Below are 23,688 nucleotides of genomic sequence, written 5' to 3'. Positions count from 1 at the left end.
TACAAAATGGCGGTGCCCCGCAATCGCCTTGAGGAAAACAAAGGCATTTTTGGTCCTTTTGTTGCCGGACAAAAGGACGGATAAAATAGTTATCTACATGCGGTTAGAAACATAATAAAAAAGAGACCCGTTGCGGGTCTCTTTTACAATTCAGTGCGGCAGAGGAGATTCGAACTCCCAAGTCCTTGCGGACACAACGACCTCAACGTTGCGCGTCTACCAATTTCGCCACCGCCGCTGATTTTTTGAAGTTCGCAAATATATATACAATTTCGGAGATAATCTGCGTTTCTATCATAAATTAATATCTTTAATAAAAAAATCGTACTTTTGCACACGACTATGCGTAAACTGCTGCTGCTTGCTTCCCTGTCCGGTCTCCTCTTATCCTCCTGTGGGGGTGTGGATACTTATTTAAAAAATAAGGATGCCAATGTGAGACTGACTAAAGCGAATGAATACTACGAAAAGAGAACCTGGTATAAAGCTAATGAACTATATGCGTCTTTAATTCCTGTGGTGCGTGGCACCAAGAACCATGAAGAGCTGCAATACCGTTATGCTTATTCATTTTACAACATGAAGGACTATCTCAGTTCTTCTTACCAGTTCCGGACTTTTGTAGATAATTTCCCATCCAGCAAGCGTGCAGAAGAATGTGAATTTATGTATGCAGTGAGCCTGTTCAAAGATGCGCCGAAGTTTACCCTGGACCAGTCCAGCACAGTAAAAGCTATGGCAGCGCTGTACACGTTTACCTCTCTGTACAAAGATTCAAAATTCACCGCAGAGGCGAATAAGTACCTGGACATCTGCCGCGAGAAATTAGAGCAGAAAGAAGCCGGTGCAGCTAAGCTGTATTTCGACATGGATCAGTATAAAGCGGCGATTGTGGCATACAAATCTGCCCTGGATGAGTATCCTGATTCTGAAAATGCAGATTACTATCAGTATATGATTATCCGCTCCAGTTATCACTATGCGACACACAGCAGACCAGATAAGCAGGAAGAGCGTTTTGCAGAGGTAGTTTCTGCCTTTAACATGCTTAAAGAGCAATACCCGCAATCGACATTTATAAAAAATGCAGAAGGCTTACATGCTGATGCAACTGTAAAAATTAATAAATTACGTAAAAATAATGAGCACAACTAAAAAACTCGTTTCATCTTTGAATCCCCTGATCGAAACACGCGATGTAGCCGCAATGAAGGAAAAAACGGGCAATATTTATGAGACCATTTCTGTCATTGCCAAACGTGCCAACCAGATCAATGTTACGATGAAAGAAGAACTGCATCGTAAGCTGGAAGATTTTGCGAACCATACCGATACGCTGGAAGAAGTTCACGAGAACAAAGAGCAGATCGAAATTTCCCGTTTTTACGAGCGTATGGCTAACCCTGTACTGCAATCGATCAACGAATTCAACAACGATAAGATCTATTATCGCAAAAAAGATTAATTCATTATCTGAATACTGTATAAAGACAAAGCCTGATCAAATGATCAGGCTTTGTCTTTATACAGTATCGTCATGTTTTATTTTGCACCGAAATGAAAGAAGCAATAGCATACCAGTAAGAGCAGCAGGATGAGTACGGTAATGAGTATATTATGCTGCTGATGGCGCTGCATGCTCTTTTTCCTATCCTTACTGCCTGCGGTTTTATGCGCCTGTTGCTTCAGCTGTGCCGTCACCTTACGGATCTTCTGGCTGTCGCCCAGTTGCTGCAATCCTTCTACGGCATCATTCCAGAAAGGATCATCTACCTTATCTGCTTCCAGTAAATGCGCTTTCTCAGGAGGCAGATCACCGGACACATACTGCCACAGCGCCTCCTCTTCATTCGGCTTGGGTTGCTGATATGGTTGTTTCCGGTTAGACATATTTAGCGTCCTTTTTTATTTGTTCAATCAGTATTTTCAGATTACGCTTACCGTTCTGAATATTACTTTTTACTTCTTTAAGTGTATAATCGGTACTGTCCGCGATCTCCTGGTAACTCTTTTTATGCAGGTAAAACAGCTCTACACACACCTTCTGATCCTCTTTTAAAGAGGCCAGCGCCTGTTGCAGGTGTTCATAATGCTGCTCCACCTTCCAGTGTTCGGCTTCATCCAGCGCCTCATCGGCCGGTGTATACTTCAGTGCCATATCTTCTACAAAATGCTTCTTAGCCCTTATGTAAGAGATACAGGCATTCTGAGCTATACGGTACAGCCATCCGCCAAAATTATCGATTTTATACTTCCCTATTTCCTGCAGGGCTTTTACAAATACCTGCTGTACCATATCCTGTGCTTCATCTTCATCCTTCAGGTACTTCATGCTTACCCCTAAAAGGCGCATGGTATACCGGCTCAACAATTCTCCTACATACCGGCTGTCGCCTTCTTTGTAATACAAAGATAGCAGGTACTCTTCAGAAATATGTGCTAATGGACCAGTCAAAGTGTATATGATTAAGGTGCTGTACAGTTATGACGCGCAGCGGGTATTATTTCCATAAAATTATGATGCCTATGTTGCAGATGGGCAAGATAATACTAAAGATACTTAAGTACACCTTAATGACGCTTTTTATATATTCTGCAGGAAAGCTTCCGGAGCTAAATTAATTGAATACTACCCTTCTTTGTATTGACTTTGCTGTATAAAAAGATGCCGCTAATCATGAAATAGTGCATACCTTTATAGAAATATTTTAATATGTATCGTCTAACATATACTATTGACTATTCGGGACAATACAAGGGTAAGGTCGAACATGCAGATATATACAATCGGCTATGCCGCCTATTAGACAGTATCCCTTCTAAAATAACAAAGTATCATACTAAGTTTAATGATACGGATAAAAACAAGCCTCATTCGGATGCGCTGTTTAAAATGTGCTTATACTTACCAGATGTAGATACGCTTCAAGCGGCAATAATCTTTCTGAATCAATATTGTACCTTAAATCATCTTCCTTTGGATGAACATCCGGACATCATAACCATGACAGATGATGACAGCTATTAGTTGTAATATATCATTGCTGTTGCCTTATAAAAAAAGACAGAACCCATAAGGTCCTGTCTTTTTTTATTTTATGTTCAAGCTTTCAGTTTAGTTCAATTTTATTGGGCCTTACCCTGTTCAGGCTGCCCTTTTTTGATGATATTAATCACCTCTTCTCTACCTTTGTTCAGGCGATCCTGTACTCTGGTAAGCATTTCACTTTCCTTTCCTTGTTCAAATTTAAGGTCAGCCATAGTTAACTGCGGAAATTTTTCTTTCAATGCATTGGATTGTTTATCCCAGTTTCCAATAATTTTGAAATCTTCTCTGGCACTATTTTTATTATTTTCCATTTTACTAGCATTAAGATTGTGAAATCATTTTCACTTAGTAAAGGTGGCACATAACACGCATTTAATCGTTACATAAATGTGTTTAAATCTTACACAAATCACACATCTCCTCATTGGCTTATTCTCATTTTCCTAATCCTCTTAAAAAAGGTGGGTGTAAGCCCCGTTACTTTTTTAAATTGATAGGACAAATGCGCTACACTGCTGTAATTCAGAAGATATGAGATTTCAGTCAGGGTCAGTTCATCATACAGTAATAACTCTTTAACCCTTTCTATTTTGTGGAGAATGATAAAGTGCTGGATGGTGATTCCGGTTACCTCAGAAAAAATATTGGCCAGGTACGTATAATCATAATGCAATTCAGAAGCGATATATACCGAATAGTTGACTTGTAAGGGATCTATATTCTCTTTATAAATCATTTCTACAATAGTATTCTTGATGCGCTCTATCAATATACTCCTTTTATCATCCAATATTTCAAGTCCCGACTTTTTAAGATTCGCCCCTAATGTTTGTAGCGTGCTTTCTGAAAGAGGATTGTCCATTTCAATGCTCCCCAACTCAACAGACCTATACCTTATCGAGAGTTGTTCAAGCTCTTCTATCACCTTTAATTTGCACCGCTGACTCACCATATATTTTACATAAATAAACATTACAAATAGCGTTAAAAGATTAAATAGAATTCTTTAAATCTGTCAGATGATACTATGTCATTTTTATATGCTGTAGCATATTCACGATAATATATAAGCCAAAGGTAGTTTCACGTTAATATTGGTAATCAATGAAATGAACAAAAAATGGCACACGATTTGTGTGCCATTTCTATATTTCCTCTACTAAGATGTGGTTTTAGATGTCCATCAAATATTGAAAAATAAGAGTACTAAGGAAGAAAAAAAAAGAAGTCCGAATATGATCATATTGAATATGACGGTATCTTCTTTTGCGTAATGGCTATATTTAAGTTTGCTTCTATATTGTTGTTTATCCATGATTATTGTTTGACTATTAATTGGATTCATGGAATAGATAATACTATATGGTACGTTCAAGGTACATATTAATAAGATGAGATAAATCTCAGATAAATAAACCGCAAAAAATTGGAGTGATCAAGTTTATACAGTAATCCTTAGATACAAGTAAAGAGAAGGTTATTACTAAGGACAATTTTTCCTATTCCGGGAAGTGATATATGCAAATATAGGCAATTTATTTATTAAAACAATAATTAATATTACCGGCAATAAATTAGCCCCTCAAAAAAAAGGGGCCTATGTACAATTTAAATAAAACTTGTTCCGGGTTTGATTGTAGTCGTTCAGTACCGTCGTAAGGTAAGCTTATTATTCTCAGGAACAACGATTTATTTTTAATGTATTGCCCTAATACAAACCCGAACGCTATTATGCCCATATGGCATTATACCATCATAATGGGCAAAAAACAGTACAAAAGTTAGTTGTTCTGATTTTCATCAAACAGGAATTTGCATGACCTTTACATCATGATAACCGTAATAATTGTTGAGGATCAACCTGAGCATCAATACAACTTTAAAACCATTATAAACAACAGCCCTTTATTTGACTGCATTGGTATTTATGGCAATGGAAAAGACGCTATTGAAGGTATTCTTCAACATAAACCCGATGCTGTTATAATGGATATCGGGCTACCTGATATATCAGGGGTAGAATGCATTCGGGAGTTAAAGCCATTAGTGGAAAATGTCAAATTTATGGTCTGCACTGTTTTTGAAGATGATGAAAATATATTTGAAGCGTTAAAAGCAGGTGCCAGTTCATATATCCTTAAAAGAGGCAAACCGTATCAATTAACCGATGCCCTTTTAGAAATGCATAATGGTGAAATGCCGGTCAGCAGTTGTATTGCTACAAAATTGCTGAATTATTTACCCCAGGCCGAGGAGAAGCCATTAGAAGAAAAGAAAGATTATACAATTACAAAGCAAGAAGCTACTATTCTTGAGCTCCTTTCAAAGGGTTGTAGTTATCAGGAAATTGCAGATAAGCTAACGATAAAAATTGCTACGCTCAAATGGCATATCTATAATATATTCTTTAAAATGAAGGTAAAGAATAGAACAAGTGCCATCAATAAATACTTCTCAAATGGGAAGTAAATAAGGCAAATACCGTTTAAATGGATCGCATACTGCGATCCATTTTTATTACTGCCTAATATATTAGTGGATTAGATTCCGGACTAAATCTGTAAGATCATTTTCACAATATAGTGTTGCAGTCAATTACCATGCCATTGTATTATTAAAAAAAGCATAACAGTACTAAAGTTTGTTTGCCATACCTATAACACCTTTCCTCATATAGTTGATTATCAATATAATGATGAGGTAATTGTTACTAAGATGTTTTTACCGTTTCGTGAGTAGCAACCTCTGTAACAACCGGTTATGAATAAACCGTACATAAGTTAGGTTGTACGTTACCGCAGCACGTCAAGTTTTATATAATTTTGAACAAAATCAAAAACCGGATTTTATGAGCAAGCCATTACTTGCACTTATGTGATCAGGAGCCTAATTGTCGATTAAGCAATAAAGTATTCTTTCGTAAATATACCTGATTCCTACGCCTATTTAAGAGCTTTCATGTTTCTACTTGAGAGCTCTCTTTATGTACAGTCATTACTGCAAACCGTGCAAATGATTCCGTGCACAGGTGATGAAATAACAAAAAGCACCAAATATGATGCTTTTTGTTCTCGCAATGCGTATGATTATTTGTATTTCTTAACTATTCTGTGGTATGGACAGGTCTTAATTAACCCAGCAATGCTGCAATTCTTCCTGCGGTTCTTTTCCTTTATGGTGGTTATACCACTGATGCATTTCCAGTTCAAAGGCTTCAAAATCTCTTCCATTAGGATTGGATTTCCAGTCCAGCATCAGTGCCTGTGCTCCTGCCGGTCTTGGTCCCCAACGAAACAACTGATTATCTTCTTCATCAAAAGCAACCAGGATCGGAATACTTCTGGTCCCGTTAGTCAGATAAGCATCAATAATAGCCTCATTTTCGTCACGAAGCACGATACGCAACTCAATACCTGCCGCTGCAGCTACAGCCGCAATTATGGGCAGATTCTGCGCACTATCCCCACACCAGGCTTCGGTGATCACCCACCAGCTTTGCTGTGGCTGCGCTTTCAGTTTTGTAATCAATGCTGCATCCGGAGTAAATGTTTTATTCCAGCGTTTCATACGCTGAAAATTCAATTTGGTATAAAATGCATATTTATCATTCGCAACCAGTTCCGGATTCGCTTCATTTTTTGCAATCACCCCCTCTGCATATTGCAGGAATGAGGCATAATCGTATGATTGTACGGCTGTCTTAAAGATATTCATATATCTATTTTAATATCAATGTTTTGAGAGGCCAAAGATAGTACTAATTACCAAAACAGACAGAGGCCGCAGCATGATATGCTGCGGCCTCTGTATAAAGATCTGTATGCTTAGTAAGGATAATTACCGCTGATGGACGGTACTACGCTACCGGAGATAGTATCCAGGATCATAGATGCGTTCATGGTTGCATTGGTGTTATAGCTCCATTTCTGGCTGCCATCTTCACTATTCAGCGCATATACATTCTTATCAAAAGAGTTGAAGTATAAAGTATTGTTATACGCAAACGGAGAGCTGCTGATAACACTGAAGGTCAGGAACTTCCATTTCAAAGTACCATCAATGATGTTGATCGCATACAGGTTGTAATCGTTAGATCCGAAGTATACATTCTGATTGTATACAAAAGGAGAAGAAGCGATACGATCTGAAGCTGTATATTTCCAGCGCAGCAGACCTGTTGCCGAATCTACGGAGTAGAGGTTACGGTCATCACTGCCCACGATAATATTACCACCTACAGAGATAGGAGAACTCTTGATTGCAGAACCGGTAGGATAAGACCAGTAGGTACTGCCGTCATTGGAATTCAGGGCATATAAACTACCGTTATCATTTCCTACATACAGGTAGTTGCGATTTGCCGCACTTACCGAAGATGCGAAATTACCCGCGCCGGAAACGGAAGTCTGCCACATCTGCGCACCATTATCGGCCTGCAGCGCGTATACTTTAGTTCCCGCAGCAAAGAAGACTACTTTTTTGTTGGTATCTGTTTTACTAACATTGAGTGCTGGAGAGGTCCTCACCTGGTCTGTTGCGGTATAGCTCCAAACAGTAGTAAAGTTGCCCGTTGGGTCAATCATTTTCACGGTATTGCCAACCGGGATAATCAGTTTACGATCGTAAGAAAGTGGCGTGCCATAAACCGCTCCTCCCAGTGAAGAAGAGGCCTCGATTTTACCGTTTTTCGGATCTATTCTGTAGATCTTCCCGGTAATATCAACCACGTACAATTTACGGGAGATCACTACAGGAGTAGCATATACATCACTACCTACCTTTGTTTCCCATCGTTTTGCACCTGTTGCAGGGTCTAATGCCAGTACACTTCTATTACTATTTACAGCATATACAGAAGACACATAAGGAGAAGTCTCCGGACCGTCAACACTATAGGATTTCTTACACGATGTAACGCTGAACGCTAAAGAAAGCACTGCTGCTGATCCTAGAACTATTTGCTTCAATGTTGTCATTAATTGTCGTTTTTCAATTGTTTATTTACATGTAAACCAGATATTGTTGCGCGCCACAGGCGCGCAACAATATCTGGCACTCTATTTTATCTGATTAAAGTTACATTACCTTGGTAACGCTCTTCAGTACCATCTTTAAACTTAACACTGATATCGTAGATGTAGACACCGGCAGGTTGTACTTTGCCGCTGTACAGACCATCCCAGCCACGGCCGTCGATCTTCTGAGTCAGGAATACTTTCTCTCCCCAACGGTTGTATACAGACATCTCGAAGCTGCTTACACCTCTTGATAACAGGCTTCTTGGGAAGAAGTAATCACTAACTCCATCTCCGTTCGGAGAGAACGCATTCGGAATATCTACATAACAATCTTTACGGATCGTTACACTGTCCGTTGTAGAACAATCTGCACTATTGGTTGCCGTCAGGCTGTATACGCCAGGACCGGTTGCCTGAATGCTTGATGTTGTTGCTCCCGTATTCCAGTGATACAGTACACCCGTATTCACAACCTGGTTAGCCAGTGTGATAGGCGCACCACGGTAACATAAAGCAGTATCATTACCCAGGTCTACCAGAGGATAGCTGCTGATCGTAATGTTCTTAGTATAAGTAATATCTGGACAGCTTCTGTAAGATACAGTCATAGCCACCGGATAAGTACCAGGCGTAGTATAAGCATAAGTCATACCAGTAACCGCTCCGGTTTGCAGCGTACCGCCATCACCGAAATCCCATGATACACCGGTAGGGTTCAGGCCATAATCAGGAGTAACATGAACTTGCTCACCAGCACAAAGTGTGTTGCGATCCAGAACGAACTCAGGTGTCATTACAGAATCTACAGTTACCCATTGCTGGAAAGAATCAATACAACCCAGAGAGGTAACACCAATCATTTTGATCAGGTAATGACCGCTGTAAGGGTACTGATGAGTAGGTGTTTGCATATTAGAGGTAACACCGTTACCGAAATCCCAGCTCCAGCTTACAAAATCATTATTCGGGAAGTTAGGGTTAAAGGTCAGGTTAGTGTTCACACAGATGATGCTGTCTACTTCAAATTTAGCTTTATAAGTAGGCGTATCTACGATCACATCAAATTTACGTTTACAACCACGGTAGTTTTCTACTTCAACTACATAGTTACCTGAAGCAATATTTTTGAAAGTATCACCCTGATCAGTGAAGTTCACAGCGCGCAGTACATTGAACGCAGGATCCATCCAGGTAATTTTATATTTAGCCGTATCTGTTGCTGATTGAGTGATCCAGGCTTTACCATTGATCATATCGCGGCACGGAGGCTGAGAACCGGTCTGGAAATCTCCGTTGAACGGCAGTACATAAACAGTATAGGTCACCGTCTTAATACTCGACAGCGGACAACCATCATCTTTATAAGTAATAAAGAACTGGTATGTACCCGCAGCTACAGTATTCAGAATCCAGGAGAAGTGTGCTGTAGGGTTAGGAGTACCATTGTTGGTTACATTAAACACTGCACCGGAAGGAATATTAGTGGCTGTAATGGTTACATTATCACCCTGAGCATCTGTTACCGGTACATCAAAGGCAAATGTTGATGTTTGTGCCTCACAGGTTTCGAATTGAACACTGCTCGGTGTACTTGGCAGCAGGTCTCCGTTCTGTGCACCGGATACCGGTGTAGACGGCGAGGTATTCGCACAGTTCTGTAACATTACGAATAACATCTCACGACAACAGCTACCTACTTCTACCCCATTGCGGGTCTCGGTTACTTTATTTACAACCACACAATTGACCAGTGCATTAGGCGTAAAGTCTGTCTGACCGGTAGTACCGGAAAACAGGAAAGTACCCGGCGCTGCAGGTAATGGAGTCGTAGCGGTATAACCAGCTACATAAGTCATATTGGTTGTACCAACAGCATTGGTATTGGCACCAACAAGGCTGTAAGCTAAACCGTCACCTTCTGTTTCTACCGCACCCAGGCTATAGCTCTGAGGAATGTTCAGACAGAAAAACGGTGAAGGATCGGATGTAAAGGTAGGGGTCGTATTCGGACCGTTTACATTATTCAGGGTAGCGCCAATGTACATAGTTGTACCGCTTGCACCTACAGTATTTTGAATCAGGGCACTTCTACCCGCAGTAGAACTTACCAGGTCTCCGTTAAACGCAAAGCGCCAGTCGTTGGACGTACCGGCAATTACAATGTTACCACGGAAAGTAAATTTTTTCACCCCTACGATCGTTCCACCTGGGGAACAGGTTGTACTGCTCAGCTGAGTAGCACATACAGGAGAAATCAGGATGTCACTTTCAGCATTAATGCGCGGCAGGTTGACCGCTGCACCTTGCTGTACACCAGCTTTGTATATATTAAGACCAGCAGAGGTAGAGCCCGTAAAGGACGGGAAAGAACCACCGCTACAATCACCATAAATGATAACCTGTACCTGGTAGGTATGATTGGTCCCTGTAGTAGAAATAAATTTATAGGTGATCTCACCTCCTACAATGTGAGATGCAAATGCATTTATACCTCCAAAGAGACATAGTATCGTGCATAGTAATTGAGCGTATGCTTTTCTCATAAAATGGATTTATATTGATAGAATTGGTAAGCATGGTGAAGCACAAACCAATGAATGCAATGAGTAAAAGTAAAAAAAATGTTGCGCAAATCATAATATCAGGCATTTTTTTTTAACATCTAACCGGATCATACTTCTCCCTTTTATTAAGACAAGGTTAAAATGCCTTTGGTTGGTATATAAAAAACAAGAGCGCGGGATATTAAATCCCGCGCTCTTGTTTTTTATATTAAAATTGCAATTATCTGATTAAGGTTACATTACCTTGGTAACGCTCTTCAGTACCATCTTTAAACTTAACACTGATATCGTAGATGTAGACACCGGCAGGTTGTACTTTGCCGCTGTACAGACCATCCCAGCCACGGCCGTCGATCTTCTGAGTCAGGAATACTTTCTCTCCCCAACGGTTGTATACAGACATCTCGAAGCTGCTTACACCTCTTGATAACAGGCTTCTTGGGAAGAAGTAATCACTAACTCCATCTCCGTTCGGAGAGAACGCATTCGGAATATCTACATAACAATCTTTACGGATCGTTACACTGTCCGTTGTAGAACAATCTGCACTATTGGTTGCCGTCAGGCTGTATACGCCAGGACCGGTTGCCTGAATGCTTGATGTTGTTGCTCCCGTATTCCAGTGATACAGTACACCCGTATTCACAACCTGGTTAGCCAGTGTGATAGGCGCACCACGGTAACATAAAGCAGTATCATTACCCAGGTCTACCAGAGGATAGCTGCTGATCGTAATGTTCTTAGTATAAGTAATATCTGGACAGCTTCTGTAAGATACAGTCATAGCCACCGGATAAGTACCAGGCGTAGTATAAGCATAAGTCATACCAGTAACCGCTCCGGTTTGCAGCGTACCGCCATCACCGAAATCCCATGATACACCGGTAGGGTTCAGGCCATAATCAGGAGTAACATGAACTTGCTCACCAGCACAAAGTGTGTTGCGATCCAGAACGAACTCAGGTGTCATTACAGAATCTACAGTTACCCATTGCTGGAAAGAATCAATACAACCCAGAGAGGTAACACCAATCATTTTGATCAGGTAATGACCGCTGTAAGGGTACTGATGAGTAGGTGTTTGCATATTAGAGGTAACACCGTTACCGAAATCCCAGCTCCAGCTTACAAAATCATTATTCGGGAAGTTAGGGTTAAAGGTCAGGTTAGTGTTCACACAGATGATGCTGTCTACTTCAAATTTAGCTTTATAAGTAGGCGTATCTACGATCACATCGAATTTACGTTTACAACCACGGTAGTTTTCTACTTCAACTACATAGTTACCTGAAGCAATATTTTTGAAAGTATCACCCTGGTTTGTGAAGTTCACAGCGCGCAGTACATTGAACGCAGGATCCATCCAGGTAATTTTATACTTGGCCGTATCGGATGCCGGCTGAGTGATCCAGGCTTTACCATTGATCATATCGCGGCACGGTGGCTGAGAACCCGTCTGGAAGTTTCCGTTGAACGGCAGTACATAAACAGTATAAGTTACTGTTTTGATGCTGGAAATCGGACAACCATCGTCTTTATAAGTAATAAAGAACTGGTATGTACCCGCAGCTACAGTATTTAGAATCCAGGAGAAGTGTGCTGTAGGGTTAGGAGTACCATTGTTGGTTACATTAAACACTGCACCGGCAGGAATATTAGTAGCCGTAATGGTAACATTATCACCCTGAGCATCTGTTACCGGTACATCAAAGGCAAATGTTGCCGTTTGTGCCTCACAGGTTTCGAATTGAACACTGCTCGGTGTGCTTGGCAGCAGGTCTCCGTTCTGTGCACCGGATACCGGTGTAGACGGAGCTGTATTGCTACAGTTCGTTAATAATACGAACATCATTTCACGATAAGTAGTACCTACTTCTACCCCATTGCGGGTTTCGGTTACTTTGTTTACCACCGTACACTCACGGATGTTGGCACCGCTGGTGCTTGAGGTCATCGCTGCAGGCGTAAAGTCCAGCTGACCGGTAGTACCGGAAAACAGGAAAGTACCCGGTACAGCAGGTAACGGAGTCGTAATAGTGAACGGACCAGTACCACCTGTAGGTGTTACATTATACGTTACAGTAGTTGCACCTAAAGGATCATTGATTGCCGGTGCCAGGCTGTAAGTCAGCACATCACCTTCTGTCTCTACCGCACCCAGGCCATAAGAACTCGCAATACCGATACAGAAGAACGGTGTAGGATCGGCAGTAAATGTCGGTGAGTTATTCTGTCCCCCAACATTGTTCAGTGTAGCACCGATATACATGGTACCAATATTGGTCACGTTATCGATGATAGACGTTCTACCAGCAGAAGAACCGTTTACCAGGTTACCATTGAAGGCAAATCTCCAGTTAGCAGAAGTACCTGCAATGACGATATTGCCACGGAAGGTATATTTTTTCACCCCTACAATCGTTCCACCAGGAGAACAGGTCGTACTGGTCAGCTGGGTAGCACATACAGGGGAGATCAGGATATCACTTTCTGAATTGATACGTGGCAGGTCAATAGTAGCGCCCTGCTGTACACCATTGTTGTAGATATTAATACCTGCTGCAGTAGTTGAGGCAAAGGAGCTGTAAGCAGCTCCGCTACAGTCACCGTACACGATGAACTGCAGCTGATAAGTGTGATTGGTTCCGGAAGAAGATATATACTTATAAGTAAGTTCTCCTCCCACAACGTGAGATGCAAATGCATTTATGCCTGCTATACAACATAAGACAGCACATAATAATAGGGAATAAATTTTGTTCATAATCAAAATTTATGTTTTTAAGTTATCAATGGTTTTCACGTGACAGTAATCCGGCATACAATTCGCCGAAAGCGTAAAAATAGTAAAGAGATTACACAAAAAAGACTTATTGCCGTAATATTTAATATATATACCCGATCGAGATAATGCACCCCATTCTTTTGTAGACGGCTTTATGAATCAATTCGTTGGCAAAAAGCAACACTATTTTTCATTGCTTGATATCTCGTACGAAAAGTCTTATTTTTGTAATATCATGAAAAAATATATAAGCCTTTTTTCACTCCTGTTGGCTGTTTCCTTCAGTAATACAGTACTGGCGCAGGATTACGAGCAGAAGGAAGAAGACCATACGCATAACTTTTCCATTCCGGAATCGACTATTTACAATACTAAAAACTGGGTAAATACAAATGTGCTTAACCAGCAGAAGGTAGAGTTATGGAATATGCTGGACAGCGGCTATGTAATTATACATGAGTATTTCATGATCGACTGCCGCCCCTGCATCACCGCAGGCAAGGGCCTGGAAAAGGTGGTTGCCTCATTGAAAGCCAAATATCCCGGTAAGATCAAGTACTACCAGACGGTATACGAAAATGAGTCTACAGAGAAAATGGCGAAGAAATGGGTAAAGGAAAACAAATTCAACCCCGATGCGCTTTTTATCAATGGAGCAGATGAGGTAGCCTTTTACGGTGGTATGGGCATGCCTACTATCGTAGTTGTAGGCGATGGCAGAAGACATAAAGGATTTTATAAAAAACAAGGTTATACCCCTTTAGAAAACGGTAAGATCATTAAAGCGGTACGACATGCTGTAGAAGTATCGAAAAGTAAATTTGAGGCGGAATGAAACGGCATAAATTAACCATTGCGGTCCTGTTCCTGACAGGGCTGACCATTTTACTGAGTGCAACGCAGAAAGAGAAAGCTACTCCTTACAAACCAACGCCCTTCCAACCGGCATTACCAGAGTTTGTAACGGACTACTTTGAACCTATGCCCATGCCTAAGGAAAACCCAATGACCAGGGAGGGTGTAGAGCTGGGTCGTTACCTTTTTTATGATGGTATCCTCAGCGAAAACCGTACCATGAGCTGTGCGGCCTGCCATCAGCAGGCTTATGCATTTTCCGATCCCAGACAATTCAGTTTCGGAGTGCGTGGCGACCTAGGTGTAAAGCAATCCATGTCTGTGGTAAACCTGGCCTGGAGTAATTTCCTGTTCTGGGATGGCCGTGCCAAAACACTGGAGGCACAGGCCAATGATCCTATTACCAATCCTATAGAAATGGCGAGCAGCTGGGCGATCATACTGCCCCGCCTGCAATCACATGCAGATTATCCCAAACGCTTTTACAAAGCCTTTGGCACTACTAAAATCGACAGCAGCCTGGTGCTGAAAGCTCTGGCACAATTCGAGCGCAGCATCGTCTCTTTCAATTCCCGCTTTGACCGCTACTTCTTCGGCGGCGATGCCAGTGTGTTTACCAAAGAAGAAGAACGTGGCCTGGACCTGTTCTTCAGCGATGGAGCATCCTGCAATCACTGCCATAGTGATGTATTACTGACCGATAATTTTTTCCGTAATAACGGACTGGATATGAAGCCGGACTCCGGCATCGCCAAGACGACAAAGCTGTCTAAAGATGTAGGCAAAATGAGGGTCCCTACCCTGCGTAACATTGCCCTGACGGCACCATATATGCATGACGGACGCTTCAAAACACTGGAAGAGGTGGTTAATTTCTATTTCGATAAGGTGAATGGCGGTTCTCCCAACCTGGATGACCATATGATGATGCTGACCAACAGGGTGTATTTCGGGGAGAGTGACCGTAAAGCCCTCGTAGCATTTCTCAAAACCATGACCGACTCTACCCTCATCAGAAATAAAGCCTACAGCGATCCTTATCCATTTGAGGCTGACTGATCCACCATTTTTTCTCCGCATATTTTACAATAACGGGCATCTCCGTCATTATCGCGGTTACCGCAGCGGGAGCAAGGCTTACCGGCTCGCTGCTTTCTGCGCAGCTCCTGGCTTACAATACCGGTTGGCACCGCTATAATACTGTAGCCGCAAAGCATGAGTACAATGGCAAAGAACTTACCTATCGGGGTCACCGGAGAGATATCTCCGTAACCGACAGTAGTAATAGTCACTATTGCCCAGTAAATGCTTTCGGGTATACTCTTAAAGCCGTTCTCCCCCTGCTCGACCACATACATCAGCGCACCGACAATTACAGATATTATACTGATAAAAAACAGGAAAATAAAGATTTTACGATAACTGTTACGCAGGGCTTCAAGAATATAAGACGCATCTTTAAGATACTCCATCAGCCGGAAGATGCGGAATACGCGCAGCAAGCGCAATAGCCGTATGAGCAACAGGAAATGTGCCCCGGGAAAAAGAAGGCTCAGGTAAAAAGGAATCAGTGCCAGCAGATCTATAACACCCAGCGGACTGAGCACATAGGCACGGTTATTTTTAATACACATCAGGCGCAACATATACTCCAGCGTGAAGAATATCGTCAGCACCCATTCAGCGGTATAGAATACATTGAAATTGCGGCTGTAATTGCCCGGTAGTGATTCCAGGATGATGAGCACAGCACTCAGCAGGATAGCACATAATAAAACAATATCGAATAATTTACCAGCCGGGGTGTCCGAGTAGTAAATTATCCGATATACTTTTTTACGCCAACCTTCTTCAGGTATCAGTCTTTCTCTTGTAAACACAAGACAAATATAAAATATTTATCTCTGCTATGCGTGTCTGAAATTCTTAACCGTATCAACAAATGCCTTAGCATGGTCTACCGGTACATTTGGCAATATACCGTGACCCAGGTTGGCAATATGTCTGCCCGGACCGAATGCTTTCAGCATCGCAGTAACTTCTTTTTCAATTACCGGGATCGGTGATAATAATTTAGCCGGGTCGAAATTACCTTGCAGGGTAATGTCAGCACCTGCAAACTGGCGGGCCATATGCGGCTCTATACACCAGTCGATACCCAGACCATGTGCTCCGGTATCGGCCATTTCTTTCAGAGAACCCCATGCTCCTTTCGCGAACACAATCGTAGGCACCTCATCTTTCAGCGCAGCAACAATCTGGCGGATATAGTATAAAGAATAGGTTTCAAAATCCTGTTTGCTCAGCAGACCACCCCAGCTGTCAAATATCTGTAAGGTATCGGCACCCGCAGCTACCTGGCCTTTCAGATAAGCGATAGTGGTATCCGTAATCATCTGCAATAACTGGTGTGCCACTTCCGGTTGCTGATAACAGAATGCTTTAGCTTCATCAAAAGTCTTGCTGCCCTTACCCTGCACCATATAGCACAGTAAAGTCCATGGCGCTCCGGCAAAGCCAATCAGCGGCACTCGACCATTCAGCTCTTGCTTGATCAGTTTAATAGCATCAAATACATAAGAAAGCGTCTCATCTACATCCGCTACACGCACGCGTTCCAGGTCTTTAGCCGTCTTGATCGGGTCTGGCAACAGTGGTCCTTGCTTTTCGATCAGCTGCACCTCCAGCCCCATTGCCTGTGGTACTACCAGGATGTCAGAAAACAGGATAGCAGCATCAACACCAACAATATCTACCGGCTGTAAGGTAATCTCACAAGCCAGCTCAGGATTCTGACAACGCTCGAAGAAAGAGTATTTATTACGCAGGGCAATATATTCCGGCAGGTAACGTCCGGCCTGACGCATCATCCATACCGGTGTGCGCTCTACAGCTTCTCCCATCAGGGTGCGGATAATCAGGTCGTTCTTTATGTTTTGATCTCTTTTCATTTATCAATGATTATATAAAATAATTTACTTTTTTATCTCTTTACAGTATTCAATAGCATAAGCGACCAATACTTCTTCGTCGGGTTGCGGCGCAGTGGCTACACGATCGGTATATTGCTGCAAGGCCCCCGCTGTGGTATTTCCGATGGCAAAGGCTATTGTCTGCTCCGGCAGCGCATTAAGGCTGAAAAAGCTATGCACAGCACTGGGACTGAAAAACAGTATTCCCTCATAAACCATATCAATCTTTTCCGGGCAGGCAATGGTATGGTATACCACCTGCTCTGCAAAAGGAATACCCGCCTGTGTCAAGCCCTCCGGTATAGTCGGCATACGCTGGTCTCCGCAATAGAAATGCAAGGAAGACCATGAAGCCTTATACTGTTGTGCAATATCCCTGACCAGTTCTGCTGCATAAGGCCTGGATGCCAGTACAGGTACATTGGGCAATACACTGTGCACTTCCCGTTCCGTAGCACCTGCAATACAGCATACTGCCTTTATCTCTGGCCGGATAGCCACATCCATGCCCATATAAGCCTTTACGGCATGTACGCTGGTAAAGATGGCAGTGATACAGCTCTTTGGCGCAGCAAAGAGTTCAGGCACATTACTATACTCAATACGGATAAAAGGCAGCATCTCCAGTCGGATGCCCTCCTGTGCAGCCCTGTCCTGCGATGCAGTACGCAGGGCTTTTGTACTAAGTATGTGTATAGGACGATGCATCGGTCAAATTGCCTGCGAATTTACAATAATTTTAAGTGGAGCCATCGAAAAAGAATGCGTATTTTAGTAGAAACAAAACAGATCAGCTCATGGCACAGAAGAAAACACTGGTTTTAGGCGCCTCCGAAAACCTGGGAAGATATAGCAACAAAGCCATTCGCATGCTGCGCGAATTCGGTCATGAAGTCGTAGCCATCGGTAAGGAAACCGGCCAGGTACTGGATGTACCTTTCAGTAAAGAAAGACCTGATTTTACGGATATAGATACCGTAACCTTATACCTGAATCCGGCTAATCAGCAATCTTATTACGACTATATTTTATCACTCCATCCTAAACGTATTGTGTTTAATCCAGGCACGGAAAACCCGCAACTGGAAGAAATGGCTCGTGCAGCAGGCATTATACCACAGGAAGCCTGTACACTGGTACTGCTCAGTACAGGGCAATATTAATATATAAGCAAAGGCAGAGATATATCTCTGCCTTTGCTTATATGAAAAATGAGTATCAATTTTATTCAAAAATACGGTAGTAAATACCTCCGAAGATAATACCCCTTGTACCTAAAGCGACTTCGGTATACCCTCCGAACCGCTTGCCCCAGCTGGCACCGAATACGGTTAACTGGGCTACCGGGTAAAAGTAATTGCTGCGGTCATACTCCTGACCGGATACCGTTCCTGAAGCCTGATAAAAAGAGCCCCCTCCACCTACAAGAAAACCACTGTATAAGGCTATTGAGTTGCGTAAAAACCAACGATAATTGGCCCCCAGTGCCAGGCTGGCAAAACTGCGGTGGTGGTCAATCTCGCCATTACCCTGCTCATACGCCATTTGTTCAAATGAGCCATGCAACAGAAACTGCAGGCGCTTGCTTGCACCATAGGTATATCCGATCTGCATGGGTGGCAATACAGGATTACCGGCATTTAATGGCAATGGTTTGCTGTACCAGAGATCATCCCTGGCTGCTACACTGTTCGGCACGCCTATGCCGATATGCAGCTGATGATACCGCTCCAACTCCCTGGGCTGGCGGGCATTACGTATAGACACTTTACTGTAGCGCTGTGCTGACAGAGACAGCGAGCCACATAATAATAGAAAAATTAAAGTCAATCGGGTTATAAACATCGGTATAACAGGGTTTGATACTGCAAGATAAGACGATAAAACATAGGATACAAGTAGATTTCAGGCTGCCCTGCGCATCACCTCGACTGGAAACGATAATTGACCCCGGCTTTGGCTATAAACAGGGTTCCATAACCCAATTCTCCAACAAAGCGAAAATTAGCTAGACCTCCGATCATGCCCAACACAACAACCTGGTATTGAAAGTTACTTTTATATTTCCAATCCTGAAAATCCTCAGCAAGCGGATCATAACTGGCACCCCTGATGATCGTTTGAGTAGTAGATGCACCAACCCCCGCACCAGAATACAGCCAATAATTTTCATCACCGGGATCACCTGGCTTATACCAATAATAACGAACCTGCAGTAAAGCACTCAACATATCTTTATGTACAGATTGAAGCCTATTATTTTGATCAATTTCAGCCCGTTTATTTACATCATAATACAGCTCCATGCCAAAGGAATATTTGCTGCCGGGTGAGGCATAATAAGCCACGTTAGCACCCGTAAAATAGGTAGTATAATCGTTCAGGTTGGACTTTGAAAACCAGGGTGAATGGCTTACACCGCGGGCGTTCGGAAATTTTACCGCAACCTGTACTTCATGCGTCCAGTGTGCGGGATCTTTATGCTGCTTTGTCTTTCCATTCCGGATACTCACACCCTGGTAGCGTTGTGCAGCAAGCGACAGTGGGCCACATAATAATGCAAATAATAAAATCAATCGGGTTACAAACATAGATACAACAGATTTTGAAACAATAATTAAGACAATAGCATGATCATTTATCAGGGTTTTATGGTGCCGTTAAACTGTAATTCAGCCCTATTTTCGCAAGCCACAGGGTTCCATATCCCAGCTCACCTGTAAATCTGAATTTTCCGGAGCCACAGAGTATACCTAATACTGTGGCCTGATATTGCCATAACCCTTCATAGCGCCAATTGCCGGAATCGCCATAATGTAAACCGTCCATCGACTGGTTTACGTACCTATTATAGCTCAATCCCGCGCCAAGCGCACTATACAATCGATATGTGCTACTGCTTAATACGCTCCAGTAATACTTTACCTGCAGGAGGGCGGTAATCATTTCTTTCCTTTCCGCATAAAGAGCAGTGTTCCTTTCAACAGCCCTGACATTACCATCCCAATATATATCTATACCGAAAGCATACCTGCCGGGTGGAGTGGCATAATATGAAGCAGCGCAACCGGCTGCATAGTTTGAGTAAACAGTATGCAGATTCCGGGAAGAAAGCCACGGGGCCAGGCTTACACCCCGGGCATTGGGAAACTTAGCGGAGCACTGTACTTCATGCCTCCAGCCAGTACGGCCTTTATCCTTTTGAGCCCGCGCATTCCGTATGCTCACACCCTGGTAGCGTTGTGCCATGGCAGGAGTTGCAGCCATGCAAAGCAGCAGTAAACCGGGCAAAACGGGATTCTTCATGGGATAAGCTCTTTTTTTAATTAACTTTGTTCCCGATTCATTTATTATCTATAGTCAAAGAATGCGTAAAAAATTTTCTGATATTCCCTTTGTTCCTGCCGGCAAAGAAACATCTGCTCCTAAAGCCTCCTTTACAACGGCCGAGGGCATTCCGGTACAGAACAATTACTCCTTATCGGATATAAAGAATAAAAAACAACTGCACTTCGCAGCCGGAATTGCTCCGTTTTTAAGAGGACCATATACCAGTATGTACGTGCAGAAACCATGGACCATACGCCAGTATGCAGGTTTCAGTACTGCGGAAGAAAGTAATGCCTTCTACCGCCGAAACCTTGCTGCAGGTCAGAAAGGACTTTCTGTAGCCTTCGACCTGGCTACACACCGCGGCTACGACAGTGATCACGACCGTGTGGTAGGCGATGTGGGTAAAGCAGGTGTGGCCATCGATTCTATCCTGGATATGAAGATTCTGTTTGATCAGATTCCGCTGGATGAAATGAGTGTATCCATGACCATGAATGGCGCGGTACTGCCGATCCTGGCTTTCTATATTGTTGCGGCCGAGGAACAGGGCGTAGCCATGGAGAAACTGAGCGGTACCATACAGAACGATATCCTGAAAGAGTTCATGGTGCGTAATACCTATGTATACCCGCCGGAACACTCCATGAAGATTATTGCGGACATATTTGAGTTTACCTCTCAGAATATGCCCAAATTCAACTCTATTTCCATCAGCGGCTACCACATGCAGGAAGCCGGTGCTACGGCCGATATTGAACTGGCCTACACCCTGGCTGATGGTCTGGAATATATCCGTACAGGTATCAGTGCCGGTCTGAAAATTGATGACTTTGCACCGCGCCTGTCCTTCTTCTGGGCGATAGGCATGAACCACTTTATGGAGATTGCCAAAATGCGTGCAGCACGCATGCTCTGGGCCAAAATCGTAAAACAGTTCAACCCGCTTAAAGAAAAGAGTATGGCTTTGCGCACGCACTGTCAGACCAGCGGATGGAGCCTCACGGAACAGGACCCGTTCAACAATGTGGCCCGTACCGCTATTGAAGCACTGGCAGCAGCGATGGGACATACCCAAAGCCTGCATACCAATGCCCTGGATGAGGCTATTGCCTTACCTACAGACTTCAGTGCGCGTATTGCCCGTAATACACAGATCATTTTACAACAGGAAACCGACATCTGCCGCACGGTAGACCCTTGGGGCGGTTCGCATTATATAGAATACCTTACCGAGCAGATTGCAGAAAAAGCATGGACCCTGATCGAAGAGGTAGAAGCACTGGGCGGTATGGCTAAAGCCATCGAAACCGGTGTGCCTAAAATGCGTATCGAAGAAGCTGCAGCCAAGAAACAGGCCCGTATTGATGGCGGACTGGATATCATTGTAGGGGTAAATAACTATACTACCGATGAGCAGTCTGATATCGAAATCCTGGAAGTAGATAATACCAAAGTACGTATCCAGCAGCTGGCACGCTTAAAAGAACTGAAAGAAAACCGCGACAATACTAAAGTAGAGGCTGCACTGGAAGCGCTTACCGAAGCGGCTACTTCCGGCAAAGGCAACCTGCTGGCACTGGCCATTGAAGCCGCACGCTTAAGAGCGACTTTAGGGGAGATTTCCTTTGCCCTGGAGAAAGTATTCGGCCGTTACCAGGCCAGGATCAGAAGTATTTCCGGTGTATATTCTAAAGAGATTGCTATGGATGAAAGTTTTCAGCAGGCTCGTAAACTAGCCGATGAATTTGCAGTACTGGAGGGTCGTCGTCCCCGTATTATGGTGGCGAAGATGGGACAGGACGGTCATGATCGCGGAGCCAAGGTAATTGCGACCAGCTTTGCCGATCTGGGTTTTGATGTGGATATCGGACCTTTATTCCAGACACCTGCCGAGGCGGCCAAACAAGCCGTTGAGAATGATGTGCATGTACTGGGTGTATCCAGCCTGGCTGCCGGTCATAAAACACTGGTACCTCAGGTAATCGAGGAATTGAAGAAATATGGCCGTGAAGATATTATGGTGGTAGCAGGCGGCGTAATCCCGCAGCAGGACTACGATTTCCTGTTTGCTGCCGGTGTAAGCTTTGTATTCGGACCGGGTACGATTATTGCTAAAAGTGCCATTGACATCCTGAAAAAGCTAATGGCTGCCGAAGCTTAAGCGAACGGATTATTTATAAAATTAAACCGGGTCAGATGCTATCATCTGACCCGGTTTAATTTTATAATACAATATGGCTATATCGACGTACAATCATTACGGTTACTCTTATTCACCCGCACACCGCCTTTTAGTCGGCCAAAATACAGGTGCAGTCCGGCAGCAAAGTTAGCGTACCGTACACGGCTGTTGAATCCATACTCCCTGCTCACGCTTTCCTGACTGTTCTCGTAAGTGATTGCTGCCTGGCCGGGCGTATTGGCGATCAGGTTCTGAATGTACAAAAGGCTTACAGATAAGCGCTGGTCCTGCCCTAATGGAAAAATTTCTACTCCTAGCTCTACTGCGGGCATAATAGTGGCCGAATGCAGGAATCGTCTGCTGTTTTCTGTATTATGGGTAACACTTACCGCTGATGTAGTGCCGGAACCGCTTATCCTATACATGTAGCCATCCTGTACGCCGACAGAGAGACCCGCTGTAAACGCGGTTGACAAATAATAAGTCCAATCTACTCTATGCCCATACCTGGCTACCAGTGACCAGGTGCCCCAGCCATACTCCAGCTCTTCTTTTCCCGTTTGGTTAAATGAAGCAATGGGCTCGGGGGTAACAGAGCGGATGCTATGCTGCACCAAATAACGGCCTCCCAGGTATACAAATTGCTTCGTGCTCAACCAGGGATAAGTCTTCACGCCCAGATCGATCCCTAAATTGGAGGAACCATTATCAGCCTTCCAGTCTCCGATTTTACGGGCATACGCATCATTACCCCAGCTATAGTTATACAATACCCCTACAGTAAACCGGTAATCCTGTGCGTGTAACAGGTTACCTGTACACAACAGGATTAGCAGACCGATACTCCATTTCTTCAGACAAATATTCAAATGCATATATATGATATATTGCCGCGCAAGATAATAACAATATACGGCTATTAAAAATTCT

The 23,688-nt window shown here is 43.2% G+C and carries 22 protein-coding genes and 1 tRNA gene; 7 read left to right on the top strand and 16 right to left on the bottom strand.

The window, feature by feature from the left end:
* Nucleotides 1-154: 154 nt before the first annotated feature.
* A tRNA-Leu gene (locus FTD44_RS13285) sits at nucleotides 155-238 on the bottom strand.
* A 92-nt stretch (nucleotides 239-330) separates the two neighbouring features.
* Between FTD44_RS13285 and FTD44_RS13280 the strand changes: the two genes are divergently transcribed.
* Both FTD44_RS13280 and FTD44_RS13275 read left to right on the top strand, forming a co-directional pair.
* The gene (locus tag FTD44_RS13280) at nucleotides 331-1,155 is read left to right on the top strand and encodes an outer membrane protein assembly factor BamD (RefSeq protein WP_222166898.1); all 825 of its coding nucleotides are present in this window, start codon (nucleotides 331-333) and stop codon (nucleotides 1,153-1,155) included.
* On the top strand, nucleotides 1,142-1,465 hold the full coding sequence (locus FTD44_RS13275; RefSeq protein ID WP_129019729.1) for a DNA-directed RNA polymerase subunit omega: 324 nt from the start codon (nucleotides 1,142-1,144) through the stop codon (nucleotides 1,463-1,465). Before FTD44_RS13280 ends, FTD44_RS13275 begins: the two co-directional genes overlap by 14 nt.
* A 77-nt stretch (nucleotides 1,466-1,542) precedes the next feature.
* Here the strand turns inward: FTD44_RS13275 and FTD44_RS13270 are convergent, their stop codons facing one another.
* The 4 genes from FTD44_RS13270 to FTD44_RS13255 form a co-directional block, all read right to left on the bottom strand.
* A complete protein-coding gene (locus FTD44_RS13270) occupies nucleotides 1,543-1,890 on the bottom strand; it encodes a hypothetical protein (protein WP_222166897.1) in 348 nt (115 codons plus the stop codon).
* Nucleotides 1,883-2,455 (bottom strand): RNA polymerase sigma factor, encoded by a 573-nt coding sequence (locus FTD44_RS13265; RefSeq protein ID WP_222166896.1) that lies wholly within the window; start codon nucleotides 2,453-2,455, stop codon nucleotides 1,883-1,885. Before FTD44_RS13265 ends, FTD44_RS13270 begins: the two co-directional genes overlap by 8 nt.
* A 671-nt stretch (nucleotides 2,456-3,126) precedes the next feature.
* A complete protein-coding gene (locus FTD44_RS13260) occupies nucleotides 3,127-3,360 on the bottom strand; it encodes a hypothetical protein (protein ID WP_222166895.1) in 234 nt (77 codons plus the stop codon).
* A gap of 110 nt (nucleotides 3,361-3,470) precedes the next feature.
* Entirely contained in the window at nucleotides 3,471-4,022 is a 552-nt protein-coding gene (locus tag FTD44_RS13255; RefSeq protein ID WP_222166894.1) for a helix-turn-helix domain-containing protein, read from the bottom strand.
* 857 nt (nucleotides 4,023-4,879) lie between these two features.
* Here FTD44_RS13255 and FTD44_RS13250 point away from each other — a divergent pair.
* Nucleotides 4,880-5,518, top strand: a complete 639-nt coding sequence (locus FTD44_RS13250) for a response regulator (RefSeq protein WP_222166893.1) — start codon at nucleotides 4,880-4,882, stop codon at nucleotides 5,516-5,518.
* A 657-nt stretch (nucleotides 5,519-6,175) separates the two neighbouring features.
* Here the strand turns inward: FTD44_RS13250 and FTD44_RS13245 are convergent.
* The 4 genes from FTD44_RS13245 to FTD44_RS13230 all read right to left on the bottom strand — a co-directional run bounded on the left by FTD44_RS13245 (nucleotide 6,176) and on the right by FTD44_RS13230 (nucleotide 13,395).
* Nucleotides 6,176-6,763 carry a thioredoxin family protein gene (locus tag FTD44_RS13245; RefSeq protein ID WP_222166892.1) on the bottom strand — a complete coding sequence of 196 codons (588 nt, stop codon included), beginning with the start codon at nucleotides 6,761-6,763 and terminating at the stop codon, nucleotides 6,176-6,178.
* A gap of 110 nt (nucleotides 6,764-6,873) precedes the next feature.
* Nucleotides 6,874-8,025, bottom strand: coding sequence for a PQQ-binding-like beta-propeller repeat protein (locus FTD44_RS13240; protein ID WP_222166891.1), 1,152 nt, complete (start codon nucleotides 8,023-8,025; stop codon nucleotides 6,874-6,876).
* An 86-nt stretch (nucleotides 8,026-8,111) separates the two neighbouring features.
* Nucleotides 8,112-10,610: a PKD domain-containing protein gene (locus FTD44_RS13235; RefSeq protein WP_222166890.1), complete on the bottom strand. Its 2,499-nt coding sequence runs from the start codon at nucleotides 10,608-10,610 to the stop codon at nucleotides 8,112-8,114.
* Nucleotides 10,611-10,851: 241 nt separating this feature from the next.
* Nucleotides 10,852-13,395: a T9SS type B sorting domain-containing protein gene (locus FTD44_RS13230; RefSeq protein ID WP_222166889.1), complete on the bottom strand. Its 2,544-nt coding sequence runs from the start codon at nucleotides 13,393-13,395 to the stop codon at nucleotides 10,852-10,854.
* 256 nt (nucleotides 13,396-13,651) lie between these two features.
* Between FTD44_RS13230 and FTD44_RS13225 the strand changes: the two genes are divergently transcribed.
* On the top strand, nucleotides 13,652-14,251 hold the full coding sequence (locus FTD44_RS13225) for a hypothetical protein (RefSeq protein ID WP_222166888.1): 600 nt from the start codon (nucleotides 13,652-13,654) through the stop codon (nucleotides 14,249-14,251).
* Entirely contained in the window at nucleotides 14,248-15,330 is a 1,083-nt protein-coding gene (locus FTD44_RS13220) for a cytochrome-c peroxidase (protein ID WP_129019739.1), read from the top strand. The genes FTD44_RS13225 and FTD44_RS13220 overlap by 4 nt, the downstream gene beginning before the upstream one ends.
* Here the strand turns inward: FTD44_RS13220 and FTD44_RS13215 are convergent.
* From FTD44_RS13215 to FTD44_RS13205, 3 genes are read right to left on the bottom strand one after another with little or no spacing between them, the layout of a single operon-like run.
* Nucleotides 15,309-16,151, bottom strand: coding sequence for an ion transporter (locus FTD44_RS13215; protein ID WP_317196840.1), 843 nt, complete (start codon nucleotides 16,149-16,151; stop codon nucleotides 15,309-15,311). The genes FTD44_RS13220 and FTD44_RS13215 overlap by 22 nt on opposite strands.
* 27 nt (nucleotides 16,152-16,178) lie before the next feature.
* Nucleotides 16,179-17,222 carry a uroporphyrinogen decarboxylase gene (gene hemE / locus FTD44_RS13210; protein WP_222166887.1) on the bottom strand — a complete coding sequence of 348 codons (1,044 nt, stop codon included), beginning with the start codon at nucleotides 17,220-17,222 and terminating at the stop codon, nucleotides 16,179-16,181.
* A gap of 24 nt (nucleotides 17,223-17,246) precedes the next feature.
* On the bottom strand, nucleotides 17,247-17,951 hold the full coding sequence (locus FTD44_RS13205) for a uroporphyrinogen-III synthase (protein ID WP_222166886.1): 705 nt from the start codon (nucleotides 17,949-17,951) through the stop codon (nucleotides 17,247-17,249).
* An 89-nt stretch (nucleotides 17,952-18,040) separates the two neighbouring features.
* On the opposite strand from FTD44_RS13205, the gene FTD44_RS13200 reads away from it, so the two are divergent.
* Complete coding sequence (locus FTD44_RS13200) at nucleotides 18,041-18,406, top strand: CoA-binding protein (protein ID WP_129019743.1); 366 nt, start codon at nucleotides 18,041-18,043, stop codon at nucleotides 18,404-18,406.
* Nucleotides 18,407-18,467: 61 nt separating this feature from the next.
* Here FTD44_RS13200 and FTD44_RS13195 read toward each other — a convergent pair whose 3' ends face one another.
* The 3 genes from FTD44_RS13195 to FTD44_RS13185 all read right to left on the bottom strand — a co-directional run bounded on the left by FTD44_RS13195 (nucleotide 18,468) and on the right by FTD44_RS13185 (nucleotide 20,549).
* Entirely contained in the window at nucleotides 18,468-19,073 is a 606-nt protein-coding gene (locus FTD44_RS13195; protein WP_222166885.1) for a hypothetical protein, read from the bottom strand.
* A gap of 92 nt (nucleotides 19,074-19,165) precedes the next feature.
* Nucleotides 19,166-19,834, bottom strand: a complete 669-nt coding sequence (locus FTD44_RS13190; RefSeq protein WP_222166884.1) for a hypothetical protein — start codon at nucleotides 19,832-19,834, stop codon at nucleotides 19,166-19,168.
* A 58-nt stretch (nucleotides 19,835-19,892) separates the two neighbouring features.
* Nucleotides 19,893-20,549 carry a hypothetical protein gene (locus tag FTD44_RS13185; protein WP_222166883.1) on the bottom strand — a complete coding sequence of 219 codons (657 nt, stop codon included), beginning with the start codon at nucleotides 20,547-20,549 and terminating at the stop codon, nucleotides 19,893-19,895.
* A 61-nt stretch (nucleotides 20,550-20,610) separates the two neighbouring features.
* Between FTD44_RS13185 and scpA the strand changes: the two genes are divergently transcribed.
* Complete coding sequence (scpA, locus tag FTD44_RS13180; protein ID WP_222166882.1) at nucleotides 20,611-22,737, top strand: methylmalonyl-CoA mutase; 2,127 nt, start codon at nucleotides 20,611-20,613, stop codon at nucleotides 22,735-22,737.
* A gap of 77 nt (nucleotides 22,738-22,814) precedes the next feature.
* On the opposite strand, the gene FTD44_RS13175 is transcribed toward scpA, so the two are convergent.
* Nucleotides 22,815-23,633 carry a hypothetical protein gene (locus tag FTD44_RS13175; protein WP_222166881.1) on the bottom strand — a complete coding sequence of 273 codons (819 nt, stop codon included), beginning with the start codon at nucleotides 23,631-23,633 and terminating at the stop codon, nucleotides 22,815-22,817.
* Between the last annotated feature and the right edge of the window lie 55 nt (nucleotides 23,634-23,688).

Origin of the sequence: Edaphocola aurantiacus, from assembly GCF_019797745.1 — a bacterium.
Classification (GTDB): domain Bacteria; phylum Bacteroidota; class Bacteroidia; order Chitinophagales; family Chitinophagaceae; genus Edaphocola; species Edaphocola aurantiacus.
The sequence above is the reverse complement of the archived record's forward strand: the minus strand, read 5'-3'. Positions and strand labels throughout refer to the sequence as shown.